At 47.9% G+C, this 16193-nt stretch carries 10 protein-coding genes and 1 pseudogene; 9 read left to right on the plus strand and 2 right to left on the minus strand.

Annotation, left to right across the window (positions count from 1 at the left end):
- Positions 1-697 precede the first annotated feature (697 nt).
- From glmM to AC06G8_RS03280, 3 genes are all read left to right on the plus strand, one after another.
- Positions 698-2038 (plus strand): phosphoglucosamine mutase, encoded by a 1341-nt coding sequence (gene glmM, locus AC06G8_RS03270; protein WP_480284349.1) that lies wholly within the window; start codon positions 698-700, stop codon positions 2036-2038.
- An 848-nt stretch (positions 2039-2886) separates the two neighbouring features.
- Complete coding sequence (glmS, locus tag AC06G8_RS03275; protein ID WP_480284350.1) at positions 2887-4722, plus strand: glutamine--fructose-6-phosphate transaminase (isomerizing); 1836 nt, start codon at positions 2887-2889, stop codon at positions 4720-4722.
- A gap of 174 nt (positions 4723-4896) precedes the next feature.
- Positions 4897-5124, plus strand: coding sequence for a helix-turn-helix domain-containing protein (locus AC06G8_RS03280; RefSeq protein WP_480284351.1), 228 nt, complete (start codon positions 4897-4899; stop codon positions 5122-5124).
- Between the two features lie 30 nt (positions 5125-5154).
- Here AC06G8_RS03280 and AC06G8_RS03285 read toward each other — a convergent pair whose 3' ends face one another.
- The gene (locus AC06G8_RS03285) at positions 5155-6072 is read right to left on the minus strand and encodes a bacteriophage abortive infection AbiH family protein (RefSeq protein WP_480284352.1); all 918 of its coding nucleotides are present in this window, start codon (positions 6070-6072) and stop codon (positions 5155-5157) included.
- 374 nt (positions 6073-6446) lie between these two features.
- Here AC06G8_RS03285 and AC06G8_RS03290 point away from each other — a divergent pair, with 374 nt between their 5' ends.
- From AC06G8_RS03290 to AC06G8_RS03300, 3 genes are all read left to right on the plus strand, one after another.
- Positions 6447-6911 (plus strand): hypothetical protein, encoded by a 465-nt coding sequence (locus AC06G8_RS03290; protein WP_480284353.1) that lies wholly within the window; start codon positions 6447-6449, stop codon positions 6909-6911.
- A complete protein-coding gene (locus AC06G8_RS03295; protein WP_480284354.1) occupies positions 6911-7747 on the plus strand; it encodes a hypothetical protein in 837 nt (278 codons plus the stop codon). Before AC06G8_RS03290 ends, AC06G8_RS03295 begins: the two co-directional genes overlap by 1 nt.
- 1229 nt (positions 7748-8976) lie before the next feature.
- The gene (locus tag AC06G8_RS03300) at positions 8977-10797 is read left to right on the plus strand and encodes a hypothetical protein (RefSeq protein WP_480284355.1); all 1821 of its coding nucleotides are present in this window, start codon (positions 8977-8979) and stop codon (positions 10795-10797) included.
- Between the two features lie 584 nt (positions 10798-11381).
- Here the strand turns inward: AC06G8_RS03300 and AC06G8_RS03305 are convergent.
- Positions 11382-12071 (minus strand): annotated as a pseudogene (locus AC06G8_RS03305) (IS256 family transposase); the annotation flags it as partial.
- Between the two features lie 778 nt (positions 12072-12849).
- Here AC06G8_RS03305 and AC06G8_RS03310 point away from each other — a divergent pair.
- The 3 genes from AC06G8_RS03310 to AC06G8_RS03320 all read left to right on the plus strand — a co-directional run bounded on the left by AC06G8_RS03310 (position 12850) and on the right by AC06G8_RS03320 (position 16099).
- Entirely contained in the window at positions 12850-13785 is a 936-nt protein-coding gene (locus tag AC06G8_RS03310) for a carbohydrate ABC transporter permease (RefSeq protein WP_480284356.1), read from the plus strand.
- Positions 13786-13797: 12 nt separating this feature from the next.
- A complete protein-coding gene (locus tag AC06G8_RS03315; RefSeq protein ID WP_480284357.1) occupies positions 13798-14631 on the plus strand; it encodes a carbohydrate ABC transporter permease in 834 nt (277 codons plus the stop codon).
- A 103-nt stretch (positions 14632-14734) separates the two neighbouring features.
- Positions 14735-16099 (plus strand): ABC transporter substrate-binding protein, encoded by a 1365-nt coding sequence (locus AC06G8_RS03320; RefSeq protein WP_480284358.1) that lies wholly within the window; start codon positions 14735-14737, stop codon positions 16097-16099.
- The last annotated feature ends 94 nt before the right edge of the window (positions 16100-16193 follow it).

Below are 16193 nucleotides of genomic sequence, written 5' to 3' on the forward strand. Positions count from 1 at the left end.
GATGCTTGCTTGCTCGCTGCTAAGCGGCAGACGCGGGTGAAGCGACCAACGCAAGCGAGTAACGCACAGCTTGGAATATAATGCAACAAATGAATAGCAACAAGTGTATAGCAACAAAGTACAGCAACAAATGTACAGCAACAAATCTATAGCAACTGCGTAAAGCAACAAATCTATAGCAACTGCGTAAAGCAACAAATCTATAGCAACAAATCTATAGCAACAAATCTATAGCAACAAATCTATAGCAACAAATCTATAGCAACAAATCTATAGCAACTACTTAAAGCAACAAATCATCAGCTAACCTTTAGAAGCTGCGTGCCAGAAGCTGACCGACCGCAACCAACATGCAGCAGCAAATGTGCCGTAACTAACGTACCAGCAGCAAATGTGCCGTAACTAACATACATACCCGCTTGCATGAGCAATGCTGGCATAGCGCCAGCGGCCGGAGCGGGGAAGCAGCCTTGATCCAAGCCTTCTTGGGTTTCCGGGTTTTTCCAGACATGCAATTCGGAACCCGACTGGGCTCGGTCTGCGTATGATGAATTCCGGGGCTATTTTCCATGGCATAAGGTTGCGATAGTTTTAATGGGATAAACCCTTTATAATGAATACCATTCTTCTCCTCAATCATTTCTATCATACAAGCTTGCTAAAAGGGAGCTTACAAAAAAGGGGCTTTTCATTCACTATGGGCAAATATTTCGGAACCGACGGGGTTCGCGGGGTAGCGAACAGCGAACTCACGCCGGAGCTTGCATATAAAATCGGCCGCTGCGGCGGCTACGTACTAACAGCTGGAGCACATAAGCCGACCGTCGTCATCGGCCTCGACACCCGCATTTCCGGCCCGATGCTGGAGTCGGCGCTCATCGCCGGCCTTCTCTCCATCGGAGCAAGCGTTGTAAGACTTGGCGTCGTATCGACTCCGGCTGTCGCATACCTCACCCGGATGCTGAAGGCCGATGCCGGCGTCATGATCTCGGCTTCCCATAACCCGGTGCAGGACAATGGCATCAAGTTTTTCGGCGGCGACGGCTTCAAGCTGTCGGACGAGACCGAAAACGAGATCGAGCGCCTGATGGATGCCGAGACGGACGAGCTGCCTCGTCCTACCGGCGGAGACATCGGCACGGCGAGTTATGACGGGAACGCGAAGCGTCTGTACATCGACTTCCTCAAGACGACCGTCTCTTCCCGCTTCGAGGGGCTCAAAATTGTCCTCGACTGCGCCAACGGAGCGGCTTACGAGCTTGCTCCGGCGGTGTTCCGCGAGCTTGGCGCCGAGGTCATCACGGTCGGAGCGGAGCCGGACGGCCGCAACATCAATGAAGGCGTAGGCTCCACCCATCCGGAATACCTGCGCGAGGAAGTGCTGCGTCACGGAGCGGATCTCGGCCTAAGCTTCGACGGCGACGCCGACCGCTTGATCGCCATCGACGAGAACGGCGAGGAAGTCGACGGCGACTTCATCCTCTGCATACTGGGGGATGCCATGAAGCGCGAAGGCAAGCTCATGAACGACACGGTCGTGACGACGGTCATGAGCAACATCGGCTTCTTCAAGGCGGCGGAATCCCTCGGCCTGAATACATCCAAGACAGCTGTAGGCGATCGCTACGTCATGGAAGAGATGCGCCGCGGGGGCTTCAATCTGGGCGGCGAGCAGTCCGGCCATGTCATTTTCCTGGACTACAATACGACCGGAGACGGCATCCTGACCGCTCTGCAGCTGACAGATGCGCTCGTGAAGTCGGGCGGCAAGCTGAGCGGACTGCGCAGCCTGATGCGCAAATACCCGCAGGTGCTCATCAACGTGCGGGTGGCCGACAAGTCGATGTACAACGACAATCAGGCGATTCTGGCTGCCGTAGCGCAGGTGGAAGGCGAGATGGGCGACAACGGGCGTGTACTCGTGCGTCCTTCGGGGACGGAGTCTCTGATCCGCGTCATGGCGGAAGGCCCGGACAAGGATCAGGTTGCGGCTTACGTCGACCAGATCGTTGCCGTTGTAAAAGCCGAGCTCGGCTAAGAACGGCCGCCTTTTCAAAAAATAGCAGATGACGGTTAACCCGGGTGCTTCCCGGGTTAATGTCTTCTATCTGCAAGGTTTGTCCGCCATTCAGTTGCAATTCAAGCCTGCATTGAATATGATATAGGGTATTGGTTTTGATTCCGGAAGGAAAGCGAGGATCGAGGTTGGATCAGGCAATATAAGCGCCAGAGCTTGCAAAAAAGGAAGCCGATTTTCGGCAGGACTCCCGGCCACGGAGCGGGAGCATAGGATAGCCCGGTCAATTCGGGCACGATCCACAGTCGTTGACGCCGGATAGAAGATCTAGGCGAGAAAGCGGCGGGACCGGGCGGCTTCGCGAGGAGCGGCGATCTTTGGATTCCTGAGGCATTCCCGAAGCAAGCTGACGAGGTGAAGGTGTTCGAAACATTCGGCGGGGACCTTCCGGTGGGCATGACATCGACAGCCGTTATCGCAAAAGGACGCGGGCAACCGGTCTTACAAACGAACGGCACCATGCAGGAATGGAACGTAGAGGGCATTGCCGGCAGCTTAGCCGGTTTGCTTTTGGACCTTATAGATTTTTTAGAAGCAACATACTATTACAGGACGGGTCTGCCGCTCTGAAGGTTTGCGATGCCCGTCAATAACATGCGCCGAGCGCATGATGGATCGGGCTGCTGCGGATACTAGGCCAAGGATGGCTACATCCAGGGTTCTGTTCTCTGCTGCTTAAGGTCATCGGCGTCTTATGGGACTGCCTCGCCACCACTGATTCGACAAAAACGGAATCGGCGCAGGGGAAGCCTGCGTCCATATGGCATCCAACCGGGCGGCCGGCGCCGCATACGGAGGTTTATTTCACTATGTGTGGAATCGTTGGTTATATCGGCAATCGTGACTCGAAGGAAGTTCTGATCGAAGGACTCAAGAAATTGGAATACCGCGGGTATGACTCCGCAGGCATCGCCGTATTCACGGACAGTGGTCTGGAAATCCGCAAATCCAAGGGACGCTTGGCGAACCTGGAGGAAAAGCTCGTCAGCGAGCCGATTCAAGGCTCCGTCGGCATCGGACATACGCGCTGGGCGACGCACGGAAAGCCATCCGATGTGAACTCCCATCCGCATACCGACAACTCGTCGAAGTTCTCGGTCGTGCATAACGGCATTGTCGAAAACTATATGGATCTCAAGGAAGAGCTTGGAGCGAAAGGTCATACCTTCGTGTCGGAAACCGACACCGAGGTCATCTCCCATCTGATCGCAGACGAGTACGACGGCGATATCGTCACAGCGGTGCAACGTGCCGTGAAACGCATGAGAGGCGCTTACGCCCTCGGCGTTCTGACCGAATACGAGCCGGAGAAGCTGGTTGCAGTGCGTTTCGCGAGCCCGCTCGTCATCGGCATCGGCGAGAACGAGAACTTTATCGGCTCCGATATTCCGGCCATTCTGGAATATACGCGCAACGTGTACATTCTGAATGATGGCGAAATGGCTGTTCTGACGCGCTCCGGTGTCGAACTGATGACGACTTCGGGCGACATTATTTCCAAGGAAATATTCCATGTCGACTGGGATCTTGTCACCGCGGAAAAAGCCGGTTTCGACCACTTCATGCTCAAGGAAATCCATGAGCAGCCGAAGGCTTACCGCGACACGATGATGAGCCGCATCAGCGAAGACGGCAAGTCGGTCGATCTCAAGAAGGAGATCAGCATGACGACGGAGCAGATCCGCGGCATCTCCCGCGTGCATATCGTCGCTTGCGGAACGGCTTACCACGCCGGTCTCGTCGGCAAAACCGTCATCGAGAGCCTGGCCCGCATTCCGGTGGAAACCGATGTCGCTTCCGAATACCGCTATCGTTCGCCGATCATCACGCCTGACACGCTCGTCATCGTCGTGAGCCAATCCGGGGAGACGGCCGATACGCTGGCCGCTCTTCGCGAAGCAAAGCGCAACGGTGCGCGCGTGCTTACGATCACGAACGTAGTCGGCAGCTCGATCGCCCGCGATGCGGATGATGTCATCACGACCTGGGCGGGACCGGAGATCGCGGTCGCTTCGACCAAAGCGTACTCCTCGCAGCTGATCGCCTTCTACCTGCTTGGCCTGTACCTGGGGCAAGAGCGCGGCACCGTCGAGGCGGAGCAAGCAGCGGAGATCATCGCCGCCATGCAGAAGTTGCCGGAGCAAGTCGAGCAAATTCTGGAGCAAGCGGACATCTTCAAGAATGTCGCCGAATCCGTGTCGAAACATGCTAACCTGTTCTTCATCGGACGCGGCCTCGACTTCGCCGTAGCCCAAGAGGGATCGCTGAAGCTGAAAGAAATCAGCTACATCCACTCCGAGGCTTATCCGGCAGGCGAGCTGAAGCACGGCACGCTGGCGCTGATCGAGGAAGGCATTCCGGTCATCGCTCTGGTGACGCAGGAAGAGCTTTATGAGAAGACGCTGAGCAACATCAAGGAAGTCAAAGCTCGCGGCGCGCATGTTCTCGGCGTAGCTAATGCAGGTTACGAGGAAGAAGTGATGAAGTCGGTCGACGAGGTGTTCTCGATCCCTCGCACGCTTCCGCTGCTGACGCCTGCGCTGTCGGTCGTTCCTCTCCAGCTGCTGAGCTACCATGCTTCCCTGGCCCTGGGCAACGACGTGGATAAGCCAAGGAATTTGGCGAAGAGCGTGACGGTGGAGTAGGAGTATTTCCCAAATTGTTCAATTGTCTGATGATAAAAAAGTATGGAACTAGTAAAAAAACTATGGAACCAGTAAAAAAACTGTGGAACCACTAATGGAAGATCTACAAAAATTACTTCTAAGGTTGTCCTTCATAAATATATGAGGGCAACCTTTTTTTTGAGGAGTGAAGAGATGGCATCTATTGGAGATAAGATTAAAAACATAAGAAAAGCACGAGAGTTGAGTCAGGTTGAATTTTCGGCAATCATAGGTATATCTCAGGGACGTTTAAGTGAAATAGAAAAGAACATTACTAAGCCCTCAGCGGAAACATTAATACAACTTAGAAAGAAGTTTAACAATGTTATTAGTTGGTTGTTGGATTCATTGACTTATGACTACAAGACAATAATTCGTTAATGCCAGTGCCGGGGAATCAAAACTCCGATATTACAAATCAAAGAATTCATCTGATTGTGACATTTCAATGCGTTCAGAGTCTATTTCACAGTCGTTTATCAAGTAACCTAACATTTCTTGCTTTTCACTTTCCCTGTAATAGTATACTTTCCACGTGGCTTTTCGCATTGTTACCGCATCGATATTTTTGAAATAAGGAATGTCAACACCAGCTATAGAGTGCCCGATAACAAAAATTTCATCGACTTCTTTTCCTTCCAAGCGACGCAGCTTAGGCATATATAAATTAATATTTTTGAAAGTATGGTTGTAATAATCGTGTACGGCTCTGTAAATACTAATTTCTTTTTCAGCAAAGAGTCCTTCTGCCTCCTGACGCTTTTCTTGGACCTTTTGAATTCTCTCTTCATTGCCGTGGCCCAATATAGGTTCATCATCGTGTTGTCGTAAAGACCCATGTATATGTAATATTTTATATGCGCTCACTTTATAGACCGTTTCCAGTACAGCCGTATAATTGAACGTGATATAAAATGCGTCATTTTCTTTTTTTATTAAGGTAGTCTTAGGTTGCACACCTTTGATTTTAATGGTTCGTACCCACTGACGTAGATACTTTGCTAACTTTTGAATGTATTTATATTCGTCTGTAAAATACTGATACAATGTATCTTCTATGCCGACGTCACCACTTTCCAACCCCATGTCAATACTAATGGCGTTTTCAATTATGATTTCTTCATCAATGTTCGCGAGGTTCTTTTCTAACTGATTCCACAGCAATTCACGCTTTTCCGCTTTATCCATTCCTGGATAAATGGAATAATGCTGCTCAAAAGAATGCAGAAATTCAGGATACATATTTTCTAAGAATGTTCTGAAATCCCAATATTGCGTCGCTAATCCATGCTTAATATCAAACCCATTTCCCACTATAAACAGCTTCATTTTTTTCACCCTCATTTTAGTCTACAATTTTATTTTAAGTCTAGTTTATTTGTAAAGCCAGATAAATCGTAACGTATAGGAAAGTCCTTATATTCTCGACCGGGCTTATTTTTAATTATCTCTCAGCTTGTTCATTCGGGACCTAGTTGTTCATAATTTGTTCGGGCTTTACTGGAAATTAATACCAGAAATTGAGGAGCAATACAAGTGGTAACCAATTGGAGACATTGAAATTTTGACTCTAGAAGAACCAAGCAATCTATGTGCTTGGTTCTTTTTACAAGACTTAACAATAGAATAATGGGATGATAAAATAGGTATAAAGTATTAGGGTTGATAGTAAAGCAAACGAAATGAACTCGGAGGGGATTTGAGTGAGCCAAGTGACTCTATCATTTACAATCCAGGGCGATAGTGATGGGTTTGTGACTTTTGAATGCCCGTTCTGCAGTTCGGAATTTAAGGTGAGAGCGGATGAATTACAACACGACGATAAGCCAGTTATGGAATTATTTTGCCCATATTGCGGGCTAACGAGTGACAAAGATAGCTTTTACACCAGAGAGACTGTTGAGAAAATTGAAGCATTAGCCATGAATTATGCTATTGAACAATTAAATAATGCTTTTGGTAAAATGGCTCGTAAGATTAATAGCACAAACAAAGGGATCATTAAAATGGATTTTAAGCCGCTTAAGACGGTTGACGTTAAAGAACTGAAAGATCGTGACACAACGGAAGAGGTTTTTGCCTGCAGCTGTTGCGAGCAACATGTGAAAGTTCTTTATTGTGCCGGTGTTTCGAAAGTCTACTGTCCTTATTGTGGGGTGGATATATAGTGAATACAACGGAGTACAAAGAGTACAAAGACTACAGGCTCTTGAGCTTAGAGTTTAGAAGAGTTTCAAGCAACATGCTGATGTGTGATGCGGATACTTCAACGGTTCAATTAAAACGCTTCAAAAACTATATCGATTCAACTCCGGTTATAAGCAGCATTATTCAGGATCGAATAAGAGGAGTGGAGTTCGACTATAAGCAGTGTTTTCTAATAGAAGGTTCCGGATGGAACTATATAGAACCTCCTGTTGATGAGGCTAGTCATTTGAAAGCCCAATATGATTATATGTCGTATTTGTGCTCAGAAAATAAGGATGTTAAAGGGGTTGCGCACAGCTTTATTCACAGCAAAGGAAGCTGGGATGACATAGTCAGGGGTTTTTTGGATAATGCGTTCAAGTCTTTGGTTGATTTTGTAGTTGATGCATTGGCTAAGAAAATGATGCTTCTGGAGGGGGATAAGGTTATGGGCAATATATATCAAAACATTGGCAATAACTACGGGAACGTAAATACAGCTGGAAGAGATATAACTTATACTGGAAATTTAACTAATAACGACGTAATGGAGATTAAGGCTCTGATTGAAAAGTTGTTGCCTAGTATTCAGGCAAGTGAGCTGCCAGTAGATGAAAAAGAAAGTTTGACTGACGATTTAGAGACTATTCAAGAGCAGGTGGAATCACCCAACCCCAAATTGCCCAGAATAAGAAAGGCAATGGAGAACATAAAAAGCTATATCGCTTCAGCTGCAAAGGGAGTTGCTGCAACAACTACACTACTTGGCGATTGGCAACAACTTGTTCAAAAAGTTGGGGAGATCGTTGGGAAATAAGGACTCATGTACATGCGAAAACTCTGTATTACCAAGTTCCTTCATGAATTACATAGACTTTGTCCAAATTTCGTACATGCATTGCCCCCGGTAGTATTAACGAACAAATATGGGGGTGAAAGAACTTGACTCTACTAGATGATACCGAGAAAGTGGCGTTTCAGATAAGTTCCTTGGATCGTCATATTAAAAATCTTCCTACTGAAAATGCCTTTGCTAATTATCTTGAATTAATCCGAATTTTCTTAAGCACAAACGATTCAATCAATCAAAAGGGGAAATTTCCCATAGTGAATTATTCATAGATAATCTTACCTGTCAACTATGTAACCAAATCACTGCAAAAAGGGCAGTAGGTACATTTATTCCACCTTTTTATTAAATCATGAGGGGTGCGCTAAGTGAGACTAGATGAACGCGCATTAAGGGAGTTAGTTCCGTTACATTAATGATGTAAACTAACAAAAGGGATGGCAATTGGTGGAGAGATTACACGTACGATAAGGGTAGAGATAAACGGAACCAAGAATTTGGAGTTGCTAATCAATGAAATTGTTCATAGCCGAACAAATTTGGAATTGGAAATGGATTTGGCATCACATTTAATTACGCCTATCAACAAGATAATTCAATACAACGGGTATGAATTGAATAAGAATGAACTGGGCGAATATATCATTACCGGAGAAGGACTTATTTGACTTCGAATCCAACTTTGAAACGTATCGCAAAGACCCGATTGGCAAAGGAAATAGGAATATGTTTCATGAAAAGTTTTGCGTCATTGACCTGAAGAAGGTTATCGCTGGCTCATACAGTTGAACAAACAGCGCAAGGTACAATCGCGAAAGTATCAATATCATTGAGCATCCTGCTACCGCAGAGTAATACGCTGGGCGATTTATCCAGCATAAATAAAAGACCCGCGATTGCCCGCGGGTCTTCTTGTGTTCCTTGTCGCGACCGAGAGTTAATTCAGTGATCATTGAAGTAACGGGAGTCCAATGAAACAGCAGTAGTCTAGGACTTTATTTTCTCTTCCATGACTACTGCTGTTTTGATGGCTTGAATAAGTCTAATAGTGTTACCTCTAAGAGATAAAGTCAAATTGCCTATGGGAACTTTACCTTTAGAATTGACATTTACCATAGCTTTTTGTATATTATGCTCATGAAATTGTGAATGTAATTCACAATTAAGTGAACAAAGTTCAATGGGAGGGCGTTGCCGTGATTATTGAAAAGGATTTGTTAGCATTAAGCGATGTAGCAAAATTGTGTGGGACTAGCAACAGCAACGTTTCAAATTGGAGAACTCGTGATTCGAATTTCCCTGATCCTTTTACCGAAACGTCTGCTGGCCCGATATGGAAAGCGGAGGATATCGTTACATATCTTCAGAAGAAATTCGATGATGGATATGACGTGATTTCAACAGGTAACATGTCCTCAAAGCGGATGGCAATAATAGGACGAGCACGCGGTGGAAAGTCGTTCTTTAATTCAAGATTTGTTTCTGATAGAACAGGCTTTGTTAATCTGTTTTGTGGAAATAGTGATGATAAAACTGCCTGCCCGATTTATATAAAAATCTCCGAGTATATTACATTGGAGTACTATGTATTCCATACAGATTTCAATAGTATTTATCAGGCAGATGATGACGATGACGAGCTTAAGAAATTAAAGGAGAGAGTATCGTCACTCGTTGATCAACCATATTGGCAGGATAATATCGAAAAGATGATTGAAATTGAGGGTGTCATTAGGGAAATTAGAACAGTAGAAGATCGATATCCGAATCGAAAAAACAGTAACACATATATTGACACTTTTCAGAGACCGAGTGCTTTTTGTAAAGAAATTCTTAGAGAGTGTGGTCTTGGGAGCGTTGAGATTGTGGATACACCAGGCGTTTCTGGTAATGTAGAGGCATCCAAAATTGCTAAATCTGATATTTATTTGTTTTTAGTAAAACCAGATAATGGTGTTGAATCACAGACGATACGGAGAATTGTGACAAAAATTAAAGCAGACGTTGCAACCAGCAAGGCTGTCTTTTTGTATAAGAAAGAAGGAGTCTTTTTTACAAAGAAGAAATATGAGGACGCACGATTAGCAATTCGTAAAGATATGGCTGCGTACAGCGAGTTGTTTAAAGATCTTAAAGGAAACATTATTTCTACAGAATTAGATGTTTTGGATCCACCAAGTCACTGTATCCTTTTTCCAACAATGGATCCCGACGAAATTATTCTTCCGGAAGAACTGTTTCTTGAAGATATAAAAGGAAAATTGCTGGAAGCATTCAAACCGGAGGATGAAAGCAGCAAAGATGAGGAGTTCAAAAAAATAGTCTCAGAACTGGGGGACCGGGCTGAAGAATTTGTGTTGAAAATCATGAGGAATATTCCTGTGCACGCACTTGGTGCAGGTGAAAAGGAATATTCTGTCGAGCAGGTAATTGCGGAACAGCATGATAGAGTTATGACAAAAGACAATTACAGACTCCACAACGATCTGGATTATGCATATTCTAGAGAAAGTAGTATATTGGATAATTACTTTTCATCTTTTACGGCTGCGGAATATCCAGAAGAATGGAAGCAGATCATCATCAAGTATGTGTATAAAAAACTGACAGCTAGCGTTAGAACAGATCGTGGGTTAGGTGTTGGAACGCATCATTGGGAGGAAAGACCTGCTAGAACGATGTTGATTGAAGAGTCAATTTTAGCTGACAGAATTCTTGCTAACATCCTAGTTAAAGACGAGAGGTACAGAAATAGACCATATAGAAAAGCATTGGAAGATAGTAATATCACCAGTGCAACATGGAATTATGTAGGCTGTATTAATGATGATGATGCAGTCACTAAGCTTAAAATCGTCAAAGAGTGCCTATTTAATATCAGTGTGTCATCTCGTCAGGAAATGGTATTGTGTAGATATGTGGGTGGACTTCGTAAAATCGCAGAGTACAAGATCCTTGAAACCATGGGATATAAAAAGGATAAGTGCATGGAAGAGCTAAAGACAATACCTTTCTAAATTGCATCCTTTAAATGGGCTAAACCTCACAATCAGTAACTTGACAATCAGCCTTGAGCAACTATCCCTTTCCAACAATAAGTCTGTTAAATTTATTAAGTGGGATTTCTATGCCCGTTTGAAAGTAGTCTAAAACTTATTTCTAAAAAGCTAACGATTTTCTAACTCAAAAACCCCGTCAAATCAACAACCCCAGTCTAATACTTTTGTTTTCTTCGAACACTGGTAAATGAAAATAAAGACTGAAATTGAAATGTTAGACTGAGGGAATAAGGATAAGACTCTCGCGGCGGGGGCAATATCTCTGCTACTCTATACAAAGCAACAGGCCCGACAGCAAAACGCTGTCGGGCCTTTCATTTTAAGTCACAAAATTAGTATTCAGCATTAATAATTTTCTCTCGGATCAGATCCGTTACAAGTCGATCAGGGGAACGCTTTCCCCGTCCAACCTTCATGCGATTGCACAGCACGGCCACGGCAAGGCGATTCGATGGATCGGCATAACCAATCATGCCTCCCAATCCGGCATAGCCGAAAGGGGTCTGTCAAGAATTTTGTGTAAACTCTCCAACAGTAAAACCTTAGCGTAAATGCTGACCGATGCGATCTGGGAAGAAGACGGAGAGCTGGAAGAGGATTTGTCCCCAGTTCTGAATACGCCCCGTCCACTTACGGAAAACGTCCATCGTCGCCAGATAGAGCATTTTGAGAAGGGCTTCATCGGTCGGGAAAATGCTCTTGCCCTTGGTGACTTTCCGAAGCTGCCGGTGGTAGCTCTCGATCATATTCGTTGTGTAGATGAGCTTGCGGATCTCCGGCGGATACTTGAAGAACGTGGCAATTTCAGCCCAGTTATTCCGCCACGAACGGATGATGAGCGGATACTTGGCACCCCACGCTTCCTCGAATCGGTCAAGCTCAAGCAGCGCCAACTCTTCTGTCACGGCCTTGTAGATCGGCTTTAAATCAGCAGTAACTTTCTTGAGATCCTTGTAGGATACATAGCGGGTTGAGTTTCGGATCTGGTGGATGATGCACTTTTGGATCTCGGTATTCGGGTAGCAGGCAGAAATGGCCTGCGAGAAGCCGGTGAGGTTATCCACGCAGGTGATAAGGATGTCGTGCACGCCGCGGTTCTTTAGTTCGTTTAGGACGCTGAGCCAGAACTTGGCCGACTCGTTCTCGCCGATCCACATGCCCAGCACATCCTTGCTGCCGTCCAGGTCGATGCCAATGGCCATGTACGCAGCCTTATTCACAATGGCGCCGGTGGATAGCAGTTGAAACGACCCTTTGGAGCAAGATTGCATGACGAATAAGGTATCTGAGGGACGGATCTTCGTCCCGCTGAATCAGCGCTGCCTGAAAATGAATTAAGAACCAGTTCTCCGTGCCAATAGGCTGCCATTTGGAATCCAGCGCCGATATCGTCTTCCGTGAGTTCATCCAACAGCTGTTGGACAAGAATCTGTAGATCCATGAGACCTTGACGTTTGAATGGATTAGGCAATGCACTCAACTCCCTTATTTTCAATTGAACAATAAGGTGCCAAAGCCCATCCTGTGAACGTCCCGCTGGCGAATAGAGTTACTTATCGTCCGTCCATACAAAGGTTCGCCCTAAGAATAGGCTTTGCATGAGCTGCGGCAATATGATTTGCCATTAAAACCGACCACCTTTCACTGGAAATTTTAGCGGAGAATAATTGATGCCTCAACATCAAAAAGACTTATAGTTAACCTTTTGTATCCCCGAGAACTGCGCAAATAAACGGATTGTCCGCGAACATAATGAGGACATATTCATGTTAAGTCCGTAGGATAAAAAAGAGTATCCGAGCCGTCGGATGCCACTTAATCTTTGCCTGAAGAGGTCTCGATGAGCCAATCATCGAGACCTCTTTTTCGTACGCCAACGGCGGGAAATCGCCAGAGCTTCAACGATAAAAAGTAAAAATATTTTCAAATCGGTCATTTTCCAATCTTATTGTCATCGGCGATCTTCGGTACGATGGAAGCAATCAAGTTCACGGGATCGGGGTGCAAGCGATGGACAATACGATCATAAAAACGGCCAAGGCCAAGCGGACGCCGCGCGTCCGTTCGGCCGCGCAGCGGAGGGAGACGCTCTCGGGCTACATCTTCATCGGACCGATGTTTCTGGGATTGTTGATTCTGACGATCATACCGACCCTTCTTACTTTTATTCTCGGCTTTTCGGATTGGAGCTTTATTTCCGGCGTCGACAAGCTCAGATTCACGGGCTTTACAAACTTCTCCAGGCTGTTCGACGACGACGTCTTCCTCACTTCGCTGAAGAACAACCTCTACCTGCTGCTCGTCGTCCCTATCCAGCTGATCATCTCCCTGGCCCTCGCGGTCATCATCGACAGGCTGGTCTATCTGAAGGGCCTCTTCAAAATCGTTTTTTTCATGCCGTATATCTCCAGCATCGTGGCCGTCTCGATCTGCTTCCAGCTGCTCTTCCAGCCTTCCTACGGCCCGATCAATCAATTTCTACGTTCCCTCGGCGTGCGCAACCCGCCCACCTGGCTCGCGGATATCCACTATGCGCTGCCTTCCGTCATGATCATCATGGTCTGGGTTGGAATCGGCTTCTGCCTGATCGTCTATATGGCGGCTCTGCAATCCATCCCCAAGGATTTGTACGAATCGGCAGACATCGACGGCGCCGGCGCATGGACCCGGTTCACCCGGATCACCTTCCCGATGGTGTCTCCGACGACGTTCTTTTTGCTCGTCACCGGCTTCATCAGCTCCTTCAAGGCGTTCGACATCATCAAGGTCCTGACCGAAGGGAAGCCGGCTTATTCCACCTCCGTCGTGACCTACTATCTCTATACGACAGCGTTCGAAAATCTCAAGACCGGTTATGCCTCCTCCATGGCGCTGATCTTGTTCGGCTTTGTCCTCTTGATTACGCTTTTCCAGCTGTACGGGCAAAAGAAATGGGTCAACTACTGATCGGGGTGAACTATGGATAAACAGAATAGAGGCGTCCGGATGGCCGCCACGATCGTGATGCTCTTCGCAGGCGCCGCCTTCATCACACCGTTCCTGTGGATGATCTCGGCTTCGTTCAAGCCCGAGATCGATGTGTTCAATTATCCGGTCGAATGGATTCCGAAGCATTGGAACATCTATGGCAATTACCGCGAGGTGTGGTTCGGAGAGCATCCCTTCGGCACCTATTATTGGAATACAATCAAGGTAAGCACGCTTACGACGGTCGTTTCCGTCCTGGTGTCGAGCATGGCCGCCTATGGATTCGCGCATGTGGATTTCAAGGGCAGGAACGTCATGTTCCTCGTCGTGCTCATGACGTTCATGGTGCCGAGCTATTCCATCATCGTGCCGCAGTTCCTCCTATTCAGATGGCTGCATCTGTTCGACAGCCACCTTGGCCTGATCCTGATCGGCTCCTTCAGCGCCTTGGGCACCTTCATGCTCCGCCAGTTCTTTCTCGGCATCCACAAGGATTACCTGGAGGCGGCCAAGCTGGACGGCGCCGGGCATGCCCGCATCTTCCTGCAGATCACGCTGCCGCTGGTGAAGCCCGCGCTGGCCACATACGGCATCCTGCGGTTCATCTGGACCTGGAACGACTATGCCAATCCGCTCATCTTCCTGCGCAGCGACCGTCTCTCGACGATCCAGCTCGGCATCCAGAAATTCGCTTCGGAGAGCGGAGTCTACTATTCTCTCATCATGGCAGGGACCGTATCGGCCATCCTGCCGCTCATCGTCATCTTCGTCATCGGGCAAAAGCAGGTCATCGAAGGCATCGCGATGGGCGGCGTAAAAGGGTAAAAATAATTCCGGATCAGTCAAAATAGAAGCTCTGATCACGCTCTGGACTATGGTAAGTTTTGATTGTCAAAAACGAGACGCACTTAAACCGGGAGGTTGGAAAATGAAAAAGAAATGGTTGTCGGCCGCTGCGGCCGCGCTGCTGGCGACAGGCCTGCTGTCCGGCTGCGGCAACGGATCCACGAACGACGCAGCCTCGCCCAAGGAGACTGGCGGCGCGAGTCCGAGCGCCAGCGCTCCTGCCGCCAAGGAGCCCGTCTCCATCAAGTTCCTCGGGTGGGAGAAGGCATCCGTCTATCAGCCCGCCATCGACGCCTTCCAGCAAGTCAATCCCGATATCAAAGTCGAATATGTTCCGCTCGTCGAGAACGATTCGAACGAAACGATCAAGAAGATCGATCTGATGTACGCTTCGGACGACGATTTCGACGTCTTCACGCTCAACTCCGCTCCAGCCTTCGCGCAGCGCGGCGCGAGCGGCATGCTTGAGCCGATGGACGGCTATCTGGCCAAGGAAGGCGTCAAGTATGAGGACGAGTACAAGGCGGAGCAGCAAAAGCTGGACGGCAAGCGTTATTCCCTTCCGGGAAAGTTCGGGCCGTGGATGATCCTTCTGAACAAGGAGCTGTTGGACGCGGCGAACCTCGAGGTGCCGAAGAGCTGGACCTGGGATGAATTCCGGGACTACGCCAAGAAGCTGACCAAGGGCGAAGGCGCGAACAAGACCTACGGCGCGCATTTCCATGAATGGAAGGACTATTTCCTGCTGAAGCTCTATAGCGCTTCAGGGGACCAAGGCATCATGAAGGACGACGGCCAGACGCTCAATGCCGACAACCCGCTGATGAAGCAGTCGCTCGAGCTGCGCTACGAGATGGAGAAGACGGATAAATCAGCGACACCTTATCAGGATGTCATCACGCAGAAGATTCCTTACCGCAATCAGTTTTTCCAGCAAAAAGCCGCCATGCTCCCGACCGGACCGTGGATGGTAGCCGAAGCCGGCGGCACCGACAAGATTCCGGCGACCTTCGTATCGGCATTCGCGCCTTGGCCGACCAACGCGGCCGGAGAAGACGTCTACTCGTTCGGCGGAGCCGATCCGCTCGTCATCTCCTCCCATTCCAAGCACAAGGAAGAATCCTACCGGTTCCTGCGCTACCTGTCGACCGAAGGAATGGCGCTGACCAACCAGTTCTCGGCTTGGAAGAAAGCCGACATCAATCAGGAGGTCGACCGGATCGTGAGCGCCACGCAGTCGCCGGACAAGATCGACAAGGCATCGCTGATCAACGTCCTGAGCGTGACGAAGCTGCCGATCCCGCCGATTACGGTGTCCTACGCAGGCGATCTGGAGAAGGCTTACATCGCGGAAGCGGACACGTACATGCTGAGCAACAATGACATCGACAAGACGATGGATTCCATCAAGGCGAACCTGCAAAAAATTATAGATGCAAACAAGTAGCTCCAAAATTATAATGGGGGGGAGGATGCTCTTGCGGCATCCCCTTTTCCATCTTATAAACATCCTGCCTGAATGGGCGGGACTATGAACCTTA

It is taken from the genome of Paenibacillus sp. SJS-P3 (genome assembly GCF_056711585.1).

Excerpts from the sequence above, each read along its gene's own strand:
- glmM (WP_480284349.1), top strand. The coding sequence starts at position 698 with ATGGGCAAATATTTCGGAACCGACGGGGTTCGCGGGGTAGCGAACAGC.
- glmS (WP_480284350.1), top strand. The coding sequence starts at position 2,887 with ATGTGTGGAATCGTTGGTTATATCGGCAATCGTGACTCGAAGGAAGTT.
- AC06G8_RS03280 (WP_480284351.1), top strand. The coding sequence starts at position 4,897 with ATGGCATCTATTGGAGATAAGATTAAAAACATAAGAAAAGCACGAGAG.
- AC06G8_RS03285 (WP_480284352.1), bottom strand. The coding sequence starts at position 6,072 with ATGAAGCTGTTTATAGTGGGAAATGGGTTTGATATTAAGCATGGATTA.
- AC06G8_RS03310 (WP_480284356.1), top strand. The coding sequence starts at position 12,850 with ATGGACAATACGATCATAAAAACGGCCAAGGCCAAGCGGACGCCGCGC.
- AC06G8_RS03315 (WP_480284357.1), top strand. The coding sequence starts at position 13,798 with ATGGATAAACAGAATAGAGGCGTCCGGATGGCCGCCACGATCGTGATG.
- AC06G8_RS03320 (WP_480284358.1), top strand. The coding sequence starts at position 14,735 with ATGAAAAAGAAATGGTTGTCGGCCGCTGCGGCCGCGCTGCTGGCGACA.